General features: G+C 49.6%; 11 protein-coding genes. 4 read left to right on the top strand and 7 right to left on the bottom strand.

Annotated features, from left to right (window positions below; translation table 11 throughout):
• Nucleotides 1-289: 289 nt before the first annotated feature.
• The 3 genes from rclC to rclA form a co-directional block, all read right to left on the bottom strand.
• Nucleotides 290-850 carry a reactive chlorine resistance membrane protein RclC gene (rclC, locus tag NNN64_RS21280; protein WP_271442685.1) on the bottom strand — a complete coding sequence of 187 codons (561 nt, stop codon included), beginning with the start codon at nt 848-850 and terminating at the stop codon, nt 290-292.
• Between the two features lie 10 nt (nt 851-860).
• Nucleotides 861-1,097, bottom strand: coding sequence for a reactive chlorine resistance periplasmic protein RclB (rclB, locus tag NNN64_RS21275; protein WP_271442687.1), 237 nt, complete (start codon nt 1,095-1,097; stop codon nt 861-863).
• Nucleotides 1,098-1,267: 170 nt separating this feature from the next.
• Entirely contained in the window at nt 1,268-2,593 is a 1,326-nt protein-coding gene (rclA, locus tag NNN64_RS21270) for a reactive chlorine resistance oxidoreductase RclA (protein WP_271442684.1), read from the bottom strand.
• Nucleotides 2,594-2,829: 236 nt separating this feature from the next.
• Between rclA and rclR the strand changes: the two genes are divergently transcribed.
• Nucleotides 2,830-3,684, top strand: coding sequence for a reactive chlorine-specific transcriptional regulator RclR (rclR, locus tag NNN64_RS21265; RefSeq protein ID WP_271442683.1), 855 nt, complete (start codon nt 2,830-2,832; stop codon nt 3,682-3,684).
• Between the two features lie 40 nt (nt 3,685-3,724).
• On the opposite strand, the gene NNN64_RS21260 is transcribed toward rclR, so the two are convergent.
• From NNN64_RS21260 to NNN64_RS21245, 4 genes are all read right to left on the bottom strand, one after another.
• Nucleotides 3,725-6,868, bottom strand: coding sequence for a CusA/CzcA family heavy metal efflux RND transporter (locus tag NNN64_RS21260; RefSeq protein WP_271442682.1), 3,144 nt, complete (start codon nt 6,866-6,868; stop codon nt 3,725-3,727).
• Between the two features lie 11 nt (nt 6,869-6,879).
• Nucleotides 6,880-8,172 carry an efflux RND transporter periplasmic adaptor subunit gene (locus tag NNN64_RS21255; protein WP_271442681.1) on the bottom strand — a complete coding sequence of 431 codons (1,293 nt, stop codon included), beginning with the start codon at nt 8,170-8,172 and terminating at the stop codon, nt 6,880-6,882.
• 77 nt (nt 8,173-8,249) lie between these two features.
• Nucleotides 8,250-8,597, bottom strand: coding sequence for a cation efflux system protein CusF (gene cusF, locus NNN64_RS21250; protein ID WP_271442680.1), 348 nt, complete (start codon nt 8,595-8,597; stop codon nt 8,250-8,252).
• A 30-nt stretch (nt 8,598-8,627) separates the two neighbouring features.
• Nucleotides 8,628-10,010 (bottom strand): efflux transporter outer membrane subunit, encoded by a 1,383-nt coding sequence (locus tag NNN64_RS21245; RefSeq protein WP_271442679.1) that lies wholly within the window; start codon nt 10,008-10,010, stop codon nt 8,628-8,630.
• Between the two features lie 182 nt (nt 10,011-10,192).
• On the opposite strand from NNN64_RS21245, the gene cusR reads away from it, so the two are divergent.
• The 3 genes from cusR (at nt 10,193) to NNN64_RS21230 (ending at nt 12,787) form a co-directional block, all read left to right on the top strand.
• Nucleotides 10,193-10,876, top strand: coding sequence for a copper response regulator transcription factor CusR (gene cusR / locus NNN64_RS21240; protein WP_271442678.1), 684 nt, complete (start codon nt 10,193-10,195; stop codon nt 10,874-10,876).
• Nucleotides 10,866-12,317 carry a Cu(+)/Ag(+) sensor histidine kinase gene (locus NNN64_RS21235; protein ID WP_271442677.1) on the top strand — a complete coding sequence of 484 codons (1,452 nt, stop codon included), beginning with the start codon at nt 10,866-10,868 and terminating at the stop codon, nt 12,315-12,317. Before cusR ends, NNN64_RS21235 begins: the two co-directional genes overlap by 11 nt.
• 143 nt (nt 12,318-12,460) lie before the next feature.
• Complete coding sequence (locus tag NNN64_RS21230; RefSeq protein WP_271442686.1) at nt 12,461-12,787, top strand: copper-binding protein; 327 nt, start codon at nt 12,461-12,463, stop codon at nt 12,785-12,787.
• Nucleotides 12,788-13,081 lie beyond the last annotated feature (294 nt).

The raw sequence follows: 13,081 nt of genomic DNA, 5'->3' as shown, positions 1-13,081 counted from the left end.
ATAAATAGCAATAATCGCATAGAAATAAAATAGAAAAAATGCTGTAAAACTAAGGGGTTGACAACACAGAGCGTGGACGGGGGGGGTGCTGAACCTATAGGCACGATATCCAGCGGGGATTGATACCAATACCATAACCTCTCATTTCACAGGGAAGAATGCATTATTCAGGTATATTAATCGTAATTTAACTTAAGTGATAAAAAAGGCCAGCATCATGCTGGCCGCGGTAAATACCGAATTAAATTAGAGTGGCAAACTATCTTACAGAGGGTACAGCGTTAAAAATTCAATACCGTTGTTTAACGATTGCTCGGGCAGAATCAGCAATTATCATCACTGCCCCAGCCAACATTAACGTGTCTTTTAGCACCAGACGTCCCGCCCCCGATAAATACGGAAAACCGTGGTGTAAATCACCCAATGGCATAACCCATGCTTCCGGTGTGGTAATTAAAAACGACAAGGTGACAACCGGCGTTGCAAATGCCAGCACTCCCCCCATAAATCCTAACCACCGGCTGATCGGATTAGCAAGCACCAGCAGCGCGATAATAATTTCAACTACACCGAGCCCATTAGAGAAGCGATACGTATTATTCGCAGTTTGCCATTCACGCTCTTGCGGTTTTAACTCACCTTCGTGCGTCAAATGCTGTTGGTATTCATTCGGATGCTCATAAAAGAATGACATCAGCGGGCTGTTTGCCACAAACGGTGTTATACTGTCAGCTTCATAAGGTATAAATTTCAATAAACCAATCCAGATAAAGACAATCGCAATACTCAGGCGAATCAAGGTTAATCCAATTCGATCCCCCTGCCCCAGTAAACGAAGATATTTTTCCATGACAGCCATCCTACTTGTACAAAATGGCAGTGGCATAAGTACTGCTATCAATTCTCATCGAGGTAATTTTCCATGAGGATGCCTGCTTTTCTTGCGCCAGTTTAGCAATGGCCGCTTCGACAACAGAAGGTGCCGCTGAAACAGCGGATACAGTAACGTGGGCCAGTTCGGTTGGTGTCTGGGCCTGTACGGAAAAAGTCACTGGTGCCGCCAATAACGTTGTCATCAGTAGCGTCGTTTTAACCATGTTCATTTCTATTTCCATTCATTCGTAATTTCAGTACCGATATAATAAAACACAGCCACTAATTTCATTTATTCCAGAACGCCAGAATAGCTGTTCGATAGTATTGTTTTATAAAAAAATGATAAAAAAAGCCCCACACAGGTGGGGCAAAGATGCAGACGCTATATTTATTATTGAATGAGAGAAAAAAGATCGTTTAATGACTCACTCATACTTGGATGGGTAAATATTTGGTCGCGCAATACGGTATAAGGTAACCCGGCATCCATCACCGTTTTAATGATATTAATCATCTCATGCGAATCCACACACAGCAGTGAGACACCTAATATCCGCTGCGTATCCGTGTCCACCACCGCTTTAAGTACACCACGCGTATCATCCATGACTCGCGCCCGTGGAATCGCAGCGACGGGAAGCGTCACCACCTGTACCGCCGCACCACTGGCACGAGCCTGCTCTTCAGTCATCCCCACGCGGGAAAGCGGCGGTGTCATAAACACGGAATATGGCACATTTTGCCGATCGCCGGTGTTTCGCAGCCCTTCGCCTAACAGACCATCACGCACAATACGGAAGTCGTCCAGTGAGATATAGGTAAATTGCAGCCCCCCCGTTACATCTCCCATCGCCCAGATGTTATCCGCCGATGTCCGCAAATACTTATTCACAATAATGCCGCCACGATCGTTCACATCGACACCGGCTTTTTTCAGTTGCAGCTGTTCGGTCGCCGGCTTGCGGCCTGATGCGACCAGCAGTGCGTCAACAACCTGTTCCCCTTCCGGCATCTGTAGCTGCACCGCGCCATCCTGAGACGAAACCGACTGCACCTTAGCATTGAGGATCAGCTCTACGCCTTTATCGCGTAAAATATCAGCGATCGCATCGGCGATATCCCGGTCCTCACGGGGTAAAAACAGCGGTGCAGCCTCAAAAATAGTGACCTGACTGCCGAAGTTGGCAAACATCGACGCAAACTCAACGCCGATATAGCCCCCTCCCAGGATACCCAGGTGCTGTGGGCGTTGGGTCAAATTCAGCAACCCCGTGCTGTCAAAGACGCCTGGCGTACTGGATAATCCCTCAATATCCGGAATCGTCGACTGTGCACCGGTATTAATAAAAATCTTCTCACCGCTCAGCTCAATCGTTCCTGTCGACTGCATTACCCGCACGGTATGGTTGTCGACAAATTCAGCACGCCCTTCAATCACATCCACATTTTCCAGATCGGCCAGATTATGGAAGTTTTTATCGCGCAGAAAACTGACCACGGAAGTTTTACGTTGCATCGCAGTCGCAAAGTCATGCTGAAGCTCAGCATCGTGCACCAGGGTTTTGGTTGGAATACAGCCGATATTAATGCATGTTCCGCCATACATGGTGTTGGATTGCTCAATAATCGCTACCCGCCAGCCCGTTTTTGCCAGCGTAGCCGCCAGCGTCTTACCTGCTTTGCCAAATCCAATAATGATCGCCTGATACTGTTTCATACTGCCTCTTCGCAAAGTCATTGTTCATTTGTTACTCTGGATTATAGGCAGTGCCCTGTCAGGTCAGCATATCCATAACGCGCCACTTTCTGTTCAATCGTCTACAGCCATATATTAAAAACTTAAAAGCCCCCAGATAAAATATAAAGTAACCATTTGATGGTATTACTTTAGTGTAAAAATATGACGATAATTACGGTTCTATCAACGACAATAAAAATTGTTCAGGAGTCTTTATGGATGCACTTAGCCGCTTGCTAATGCTTAACGATCCGCAGGGTTCTATTGATCAAAACTGCCTATTGAGCAGAGACTGGCAACTCCCTCATGCAGCAGGTGAGTTATCCGTGATCCGCTGGCATACGGTAACCCAGGGTAGCGCTTTACTGGAGATGCCTGACGGCAACACTTATACACTGCGTCCAGGTACGGTAGTCATCTTGCCGCAAAACTCCGCGCATCGGTTGTGCCAGTCAGGTGAAGAGCAAACGCATATTGTCTGCGGAAGTCTGCAACTACAGACATCCTCCCGCTATTTCTTAACCGCGCTACCGGAGGTTTTGCTGCTGGCGCCTGGCGAAAATAGCCCCGTTTACCACTGGCTTACGGCGATGATTGGGCTGATGCAGCAGGAATCGTTGAGCATGCTGCCCGGTTCCAACGTTGTGTGCAGCCAGCAATGCGCCACGCTGTTCACGTTTGCCGTTCGCGAATGGTTATCTCAGGCTCCCCCCGCCAAAAATGTGCTGAATCTGCTATTACATCCCCGACTAGGAGCGGTGGTGTTCCAGATGCTGGAATCACCCGCACATCCCTGGAGTGTTGAAGAACTGGCGCAGCGCGCACATATGTCGCGGGCCAGTTTTGCCCAACTGTTTCGCGAGGTTTCAAACTCCACGCCGCTCGCCGTACTCACCACATTGCGTCTGCAATTCGCCGCCCAGATGCTGTCGCGCGGCACCCAACCGTTGGTCGTGATTGCTGAATCGGTGGGATATGCCAGCGAGTCATCTTTTCACAAAGTTTTTCTGCGTGAATTCGGTTGCACGCCTGGCGAGTACCGTAAACGGGTGAAAGCGCTGGAATCATAGCGCCCACCTTCAAAGGAGTGAAGGCGAGCGCTAGCAGGGGCTATTTCTGGGTGCGATGCCTGTGTAGCCACATCAGCTTATACGCTGCCGGAATGATGAACAGTGACAGCAACGGTGCCGTGATCATGCCGCCAATCATCGGTGCAGCGATACGGCTCATGACTTCAGACCCGGCTCCCGTTCCCCATAAAATCGGCAGCAGACCCGCAATGATGACCGCCACAGTCATTGCTTTAGGACGCACACGCAGTACCGCTCCGTGGTACAACGCCTCATCCAGTTTATCCACGGTAAAGGTTTGCGGATTTTCCAGCGCAGGCTCTGCTTCAATGGCGTGGCGCAGGTACATCAGCATCACCACACCAAATTCGGCAGCCACGCCTGCCAGTGCGATGAATCCAGTTCCGGTCGCGACCGACATATGGAATCCCATCCAATAGAGAAACCAAATTCCGCCTACCAGCGCAAAGGGCACACTGGTAATAATCAACAGGGCTTCACCAAAACGACGGAATGCCAGATACAGCAGCACGAAGATAATCATCAGCGTCATCGGCACCATCAGTTTAAGCTTGTGGCTGGCGCGCTCAAGCAGCTCAAACTGCCCGGAGAATGCCACGCTGGTCCCTGGTTTTAGCTGGACGTTTTCAGCAATCGCTTTTTTCAGATCGTTCACCACCGACACCATGTCGCGATCGCGGGCATCAATATAGATCCAACTGGTTGGCCGTGCGTTCTCCGTTTTCAACATCGACGGCCCCGAAACCACCTGCACATCCGCCACATCCGCTAGCGTGATTTGCTGTTTCATTGGCGTCAGTATCGGCAGATTTCGTAGCGTTTCCGGGCTATCGCGATAGCTTTGTGGATAACGCAGATTGATCGGATAGCGGGCGATGCCTTCAACCGTTTCACTTACCATCGCGCCACCTACCGCTGAGGTGATAAACAGCTGCACATCGCCGACGGTCATCCCATAACGGGCGGCCTTTTCACGATGAATATCTACGCTAAGATAACGCCCGCCGACCAGACGTTCAGCCAATGCGGATGCCACGCCAGGCACCGTTCTTGCGACTTCTTCGATTTGCTCTGCCGTGGCGTCAATATCCGACAACACGGTACCCGAAACTTTAATGCCGATAGGACTTTTAATCCCCGTAGAAAGCATATCGATACGGTTACGAATTGGCGGTACCCACAGATTCGCCAACCCCGGTAAACGAACGGTTTTGTCCAGTTCCTCAATGATTTTGTCCATCGTCATCCCCGGACGCCACTGATCCTGCGGCTTCAGTTGGATGGTGGTTTCCACCATTTCTAACGGTGCGGAGTCGGTCGCCGTTTCAGCTTTACCGGTTTTACCAAACACGCGCGCCACTTCAGGAACCGTCATGATGAGCTTATCGGTTTTTTGCAGCATATCTGCCGCCTGTGCTGCGGAAATTCCCGGTAAGGTTGAAGGCATATACAACAGATCGCCTTCGTTAATCTGCGGTAAAAATTCGCCCCCAACCTTATTCAGCGGGAAGATAACGGTCAGGATCGACAGCACCGCCACCAGCAGGGTCGTTTTCGGCCAGTGCAGCACTTTCAACAATAACGGATGGTAAATACGAATCAGGAAACGGTTAAGCGGGTTGCTGCTTTCCGCCGGGATCTTGCCACGGATCCAAAATCCCATCAGGATCGGGATTACCACAATGGCCAGAAACGCAGCACCTGCCATAGCGTAGGTTTTGGTAAATGCCAGCGGACCAAATAACCGTCCTTCCTGCCCTTCAAGCGTGAAGATGGGGATAAACGACAGTGTGATAATCAGTAAGCTAATGAACAGCGCCGGGCCGACTTCCACCGAGGCATTGGTGATGACTTTCCAGCGCGTGTCGTTATCCAGCTTTTCACCCGGATGCTGATGCCCCCACTCTTCCAGCCGCTTATGCGCGTTCTCAATCATAACGATTGCGGCATCAACCATCGCGCCGACCGCGATGGCTATCCCCCCAAGCGACATAATGTTGGCGTTCAGTCCCTGGAAATGCATCACGATAAACGCGATACACAGTCCCAGTGGCAGAGAAATTATGGCCACCAGCGCTGAGCGGATATGCCACAGGAAAAGCGCGCATACCAGCGCCACAACGATAAACTCTTCCAGCAGCTTGTAGCTCAGGTTATCAATCGCGCGATCGATCAGTTGACTACGGTCGTATGTTGTAACTACTTCAACGCCTTCCGGCAGACTGCTCTTCAGCGTTTCAAGTTTAGCCTTAACCGCAGAGATCACCTCGCGCGCATTTTTACCGGATCGCAGGATGACTACGCCGCCTGCCACTTCGCCTTCGCCATTCAGTTCGGCGATCCCGCGGCGCATTTCCGGCCCAATTTGTACGCGGGCAACATCACGCAGATAGACTGGAACGCCATCAGCGCCGGTTTTCAGTACGATATTATTGAAGTCATCAAGGGACTGCAGATACCCACTGGCGCGGACCATGTATTCCGCTTCGGCCATTTCGACAGATGAACCACCGGCTTCCTGGTTTGAGGCATCCAGCGCCGATTTTACCTCACCCAGGCTGATGCCATATTGCGTCAGCTTCATCGGATCGATGACAACCTGGTACTCTTTAACCACACCGCCCACCGAGGCAACTTCCGCCACGTTAGGGATAGTTTTCAATTCATATTTTAAGAACCAGTCTTGCAGCGAACGTAATTCAGCAAGATCATGTTTACCGCTGCGATCCACCAGCGCATATTCAAATATCCAGCCGACCCCTGTCGCATCCGGTCCCATTTCAGCACTGACGCCTGCGGGTAATTTCCCCTGCACCTGGTTGAGATATTCCAGGACACGGGAGCGTGCCCAGTAAGGATCGGTACCGTCTTCAAAAATGACATACACGTAAGAGTCGCCAAACTGCGAGAAACCACGCACCGTTTTCGCTCCCGGCACCGATAGCATGGTGGTGGTCAGCGGATAGGTCACCTGATTTTCAACAATTTGCGGCGCTTGCCCCGGATAACTGGTTTTGATGATCACCTGCACATCAGAGAGATCGGGCAGCGCATCAACCGGCGTATTCACGATGGTCCAGGTGCCCCAGATGCTGAGAAACAGCGCCCCCATCATCACCAGGAAACGGTTTGCCACCGAGCGGCGAATAATCCATTCAATCATTTATCATGTCCTCAGTGTGAATGGTTCGCCTGGGCTGGCATCGCGGGTACAGCGTGTGTCCCGTTTGTCTGGGCACGCATACGATCCAGAGCGCCAGAAATATTCGCTTCGGAATCGATCAGAAACAGACCGCTGGACACCACGTTTTCACCTTCGCTCAGACCAGAGCGGATGGCCGTTAACCCCTGAGACTCATGGAATACGGCAACCTGCTTAGGTACAAATCGTCCTTCATTATCGACGGTGATAACCCGCTGCTCGGTACCGGTATCAATCAGCGCCTTAGACGGGATCAGCAGCATCGGTTCGCTTTGCGTTTTTAGTTGCAGATAGGCATTCATTCCCGGCTTCAGGGCCTCATCCGGGTTATCAACCTGCAGGCGAAGCTGGAGCGTACGCGTCGTGGCATCCACACTCGGCAAAATACTCCATTTGCTAATGGTGAAGGGTTTACCCGGCCAGGCAGGTACGGTAATGGTGAATTGCGAGGCGTCTTTAATCAGCCAGGCGATAGATTCCGGGACTGAAACACTGACCCATACCGGGTCCATTCCCTGAATTTTCGCGACCACATTATCTTTTGAAATGTTCATACCAGTACGTAAATCAAACGCGGTAATCACCCCATCAATAGGGGCCTTCAGGGTAAAGCGGGTCTGAATTTTCCGCGTCGCTTTCAAGCGTTGAATGTCCGCCTCTGGCATTCCCGCCAGGCGTAATCTCTCCAGAATGCCTTCAACCTGAGTCGCACTGCCGCCCGTTTCCCGCAGCAATAAATATTCACTTTGTGCTTCTACCCAGTCAGGGATTGTCAGATCGATAAGCGGCGAGCCCTGCTTAATTTTGTCGCCCACGGTCAGCGGATAGACCTTCTCAATAAAACCTGCCGAACGCGCCTGAACAATGACAAATTGATATTCGTTATAACTGACGTTCGCCGGGAAAGTTTGTGCATATTGCAATGGCCCACGGCGCACGGGTTCGGTTTTTAGCCCCAGATTCAGGGTCTGCGTCGGGTCAATACGCACACCCGGTGCGGATGTACTCGCTGTCTCTTCATCGGCATATTTCGGGATCAGATCCATATCCATAAACGGTGATTTACCCGGTTTATCAAACCGCGTGTTGGGATACATGGGGTCGTACCAGAATAAAACTTTACGCTCTTCTTTTTTTTGAGCAGCGCCGGTATCGGCCGATACTTTTGCGGATGAATAATAGGTATACACACCGACAGAAATAATTCCGCCGACAATCATGCTGCCGAGAATAAGCGCGGTATTTTTAATATTTAAAGACGCCATAGTGATTTCCATTGCGCGATAGTCTCGCCCGTGTTCAGGAAAACCCGGGCAAGAATAAAAGAGACCAGCGAGATCCGTTATTTACTGATGTGAATATCGCGTAAGACAGAGAGATTTCCCTGCTGAACAAACGTAAAGGCAACTTTATCACCTGGCTGAATATCGTCGGCCCTGGTATCAGATACCAGCGTGAAACGCATCGTCATTGCCGGCCAGTTCACTGCGGGAATAGGTTCATGTTTAATCGTGACTTTTTTGCTATTCATATCAATAGATTCAATCACGCCTGTCGCACTAATCACTTGCTCCTGCTGGGCCGCAGGCGCCATATTCATCATCTCGCCATGCTGATGTTCATTGGCCTGAGCGTTAAACATGACGACAGATAACACAGTAAACAAAGCGGCTTTAGCGGTAGTTTTCATAATATACTCCTGAGAATTTAAGATTAAAGATCATTCAACCCAGCCACCGCCTAAGGCAGCAAACAGCTTAATTTCATTAACCTGTTGGGCATAGTTAAGGTCGAGTAGCGATTGCTGTGTAGTGAATAAAGAACGCTCGGCGTCCAGTACTTCGATATAACTAACAGCACCATTTTGATAGAGTGCACGAGCACGTTGCAGCGTGATTTGTAATGAGTCCAGATAACGCTGTTGACCGGTAATTTGATCGGCAAGGCTTTGACGCAGCACCAGCGCATCCGCAACTTCTTTAAATGCGTTCTGAATTTTCTGCTCGTAATTCACTACCGATTGCTGCTGGCGGATTTCTGCTAAATCGAGATTTGACTGATTACGTCCAGCGTTAAAGATCGGAATGTCTATTTTCGGGACAAAATTCCACATGCCGCTGGCCGCATTAAAGAGGCTGGAGAGATCGCCACTGCTGCTGGATACAGAGCTGGTCAGCGTAATCGATGGGAAAAATGCCGCTCGTGCAGCGCCAATATTGGCGTTCGCCGCCAGCAATCCATGTTCGGCTTCCATAATATCCGGACGCTGCAATAATATTTGCGATGGGAGTGCGGGGGGCAGTGTCACGGGTTTTATATCACCGCGACTGCGCACACGGTCGTCCGGTAATTTCCCGTACGTCCCCAGCAATAGTTGCAGTGCGTTGTTCGCCTGCGCCAGTTCGCCCTGGCGTTTGGCAATATCGCTGCGTGTGCTTTCAATCACGCCGCGAGCCTGTTCCAGTGCCAGCACGTTCGTACTGCCGGTCATCAACTGTTTCTCGACGAACGCATAAGAGCGCTGGTAGTTTTGCAACGTTTCTTCAGCAATTTGCAGCTGCGCATAAGCCAGACGCTGGTTGAAATAGCTTTGCGCCACGTTAGAAATTAATGAGATATGCACCATCCGACGTGCTTCTTCACTGGCGAAAAAATTCTGCCGATCGGCTTCACTCATATTTTTCAGTCGTCCAAAGAAATCCAGATCAAAACTGAGATTCAGTCCCGCTTCAAATTCCCGGTTGGTGCTGCTATCGCCTTTTAATTTCCCACTATAAGTACCGCTGGAACCGGCGCTAAGCTGCGGGTAACGATCGGCATCCGTCACACCATATTGCGCTTTCGCTTCCTGAACCTTCAGTACCGCCATGCGTAAATCACGGTTATTGACCAGCGCCTCACCAATCAACGCCTTCACCTGGGAGTCAACAAAAAAGGTACGCCAGCCTGTATCCTGATATCCCATCGGAGCCGAAACCAACGTGTTCTGACTTAAGGAGAATTGCTGCGGAACCGGCAATGCAGGACGCTGATAGTCCGGTGCCAACGAGCAGCCGGCCAGAACAAAAATAGCGCTGAGGGTAAGAAGCTTAAATTTGTACATAGTTCTTCTCGTCCAGACCGGACTGATAACCATAAAAGATGTGTGAATTTATACCTGAATGACTCTGTTTAACCGGTGACAGGAAAATGACAAAACTGTCATTTTCCCAATAACCGATTGCTATCCGATCCGCCTTCTCTAGAATTGAAAATCCGCACAGCCAGTGCGTGATGGAGAATGTCATGAAGATTTTGATTGTCGAAGATGAAAAAAAAACCGGTGAATACCTGACGAAAGGCCTGACGGAAGCGGGTTTTGTTGTGGATTTGGCGGACAACGGTCTGAACGGATATCACCTGGCGATGACCGGTGATTATGACCTGCTCATTCTCGACATCATGCTGCCCGATGTAAACGGCTGGGATATCGTGCGAATGCTGCGCACCGCCAACAAAGGCATGCCCATTCTGCTTCTCACCGCACTGGGTACCATTGAGCATCGGGTCAAAGGTCTGGAGCTGGGAGCTGATGATTATTTGGTTAAACCGTTTGCCTTTGCGGAATTGCTGGCGCGGGTCAGAACGCTGCTGCGACGGGGGGCCGCAGTCATTGTCGAAAGTCAGTTTCAGGTCGCGGATTTAATGGTCGATCTGGTCAGCAGAAAAGTCACCCGCAACGGCACACGCATCACCCTGACCAGTAAAGAGTTTACGCTGCTTGAATTTTTCCTGCGTCATCAGGGAGAGGTGTTGCCGCGTTCACTGATTGCCTCTCAGGTCTGGGATATGAATTTTGACAGCGACACTAACGCGATTGACGTCGCCGTGAAGCGTCTGCGGGCCAAAATCGATAATGACTTTGAGCCGAAACTGATTCAGACCGTGCGTGGCGTGGGGTACATGCTTGAGGTGCCGGATGTCCGCTAAACGATTACAGCGCCCTTTTTCGCTGGCAACACGGTTAACCTTTTTTATCAGTCTGGCGACAATCGCCTCATTTTTCGCTTTCGCATGGATAATGATCCACTCGGTGAAAGTCCATTTCGCAGAGCAGGATATCAATGATTTAAAAGAGATCAGCGCGACGCTGGAGCGTATTATTAACCACCCGAACGAACCAGAATCACGTCGGCTGGAAACATTAAAAAACGTAGTTTCGGGCTATTCTAATGTCATTATTTCTCTGGAAGATGCCAATCAAAGGGCCATTTTCCATTCACCTAATGCGCCGGACCTTCGTCAGTTTATCGCCACGGCAACGCCGGATAAAAATGCCCATACCCGGAATGTCTTTTTAATTTCCGGCCCAACGCTGCAAACATCAGAACATGCGCACGGTAAAAATGCGTCCTCCAACTGGCGAATGATTCGTTTACCCATTGGGCAGTTGCCAGACGGGAAACCGGCCTATACGTTGTTTATGGCATTATCGATCGATTTTCATCTGCACTACATTAACGATCTGAAAAACAAGCTGATCATGACAGCATCGTTAATTAGCATGATGATTGTTTTTATCGTGTTGTTCGCCGTCTATAAAGGTCATGAACCTATCCGTAATGTCAGTCGGCGCATCCAAAATATCACCTCTAAAGATCTCGATGTTCGCCTGGACCCGCAGGCCGTGCCGATTGAGCTTGAGCAACTGGTTGAGTCGTTTAATCACATGATCGAACGAATCGAAGATGTGTTTAAACGCCAATCCAATTTTTCTGCAGATATTGCTCACGAGATCCGCACGCCAATCACCAACCTGGTCACGCAAACAGAAATTGCCCTCAGCCATCCCCGCAGCACGAAAGAGCTGGAAGATGTGCTCTACTCTAATCTCGAAGAGTTTGGCCGCATGTCGAAGATGGTGAGTGATATGTTGTTTCTGGCACAGGCAGACAATAATCAGCTGATCCCGGAAAAAACAGCGCTGAATCTTGCGGATGAAGTCAGTAAAGTGTTCGACTTTTTCGAAGCCTGGGCGGAAGAACGCGAAGTCAGCCTGCGCTTTGAAGGTCGGGCATGCTGGGTTTCTGGCGACCCGTTAATGTTACGCCGGGCAATGAGCAACCTGCTCTCTAACGCGATGCGCTATACGCCTAAAGGCGAGTCTGTCACCGTGCAAGTGAAAGAGGCTGATGATCTCGTGCGTATTATTGTGGAAAATCCCGGTACGCCAATAGCCGCGGAACATCTGCCACGACTCTTTGACCGGTTTTATCGCGTCGATCCCTCACGACAGCGTAAAGGCGAAGGTAGCGGTATTGGCCTGGCGATAGTGAAATCGATTGTGATTGCCCACCAGGGCAAGGTCTCCGTAACATCCGACGCTCGCGCTACCCGCTTTATTCTGACATTACCCAAGTATGCCGCTTAATTATTATTGGTGGCGCTAATGCGCCATCGATTAAACCTCATATTAATATTATTATTCTCTGACATAATCGTCATAATCCTGTCACCTCACTGACAGCCCCTGCTTATTATAATTCTCCTGTAAACCGACACTGGAGAAATATGATGAATAAGATATCTTCCTTTTTAGCTATCGTTTTTTTTATCTCAGCTGGCGTTAATGCGGCAGAAACATCCACAATGCATCAGCAGGCAGCTATGGCTCACGATATGATGAATAACAGCGATGCACCTGCTCATCAGCAAATGGCACAAACACATGAAGCACAGGTGCAAAATAGCCAATCAACACGGGCTAGTGCACCGTCTTTTTCACGCATGAATGAACATGAGAAAGCGATGGTTGTTCATCAGTCAATGAATAACAGTCATTCCTATTCACATGAACTGCAGGCGAAAAAACATCGCGAACAGGCAGCAACGCAAGGGTAGTCCATCATCCCCTTCAAACCACGCGCGCGGGCTTATATAGCAACACAGCCTGTGCGCTTTCTCTTGGTTAATGTCAATATTAGTATTCCATTAAATCCCCAGGCAAGACGTTAAATAATATAAACAGTGCAATAAAATTGTTTTAGACACGTAAACAATGCTCGCATAACATGCGTAAATATTAATATCAACATTCATCCCCGATTAAAATTTAGGAATCTCCCTGGTATTCGTCATTACTATTTAATGGGAGACTGCTGTCGTCGTATACATGACAAAATAGATTTTCATTCC

The organism is Citrobacter sp. Igbk 14 (assembly GCF_028069825.1).
Classification (GTDB): domain Bacteria; phylum Pseudomonadota; class Gammaproteobacteria; order Enterobacterales; family Enterobacteriaceae; genus Citrobacter.
This window is presented reverse-complemented; position numbering and strand designations above follow the sequence as displayed.